We start from the raw sequence: 251 nt of genomic DNA, 5'->3' as shown, positions 1-251 counted from the left end.
GGAACGAGACGATTTTTCAGACCTGCCGACGCGCTGCCTATCGGGGCGAGGACTTTGAGAAACTGGCTTATGAGCTGAATAGCCAGTGCCAGCCACCGCTACCAGTCTCTGAGGTCGCCGGAATCGTTAGGAGTATCCAGAAGTTCATGAATGAGCGTTATCAGCCGGTTGAAGCCCGCCGTGAGCCGGGGGAGCCTGTACCTGATGCGGTACGCGAGTTCATGGCTGAAATCGGTCGCAAGGGCGGGAGC

1 protein-coding gene is annotated in these 251 nt (G+C 58.2%); it reads left to right on the top strand.

What is annotated here, in order from left to right; translation table 11 throughout:
* Positions 1–11: 11 nt before the first annotated feature.
* The coding region (locus tag L7A20_RS12165) for a primase C-terminal domain-containing protein (RefSeq protein ID WP_423817447.1) at positions 12–251 on the top strand (240 nt) is incomplete at its 3' end.

It is taken from the genome of Rothia nasimurium, from assembly GCF_928381415.1.
GTDB lineage: Bacteria > Actinomycetota > Actinomycetes > Actinomycetales > Micrococcaceae > Rothia > Rothia nasimurium_H.
Note: the sequence above shows the minus strand (reverse complement) of the source record. Positions and strands in the feature narration are given on the sequence as shown.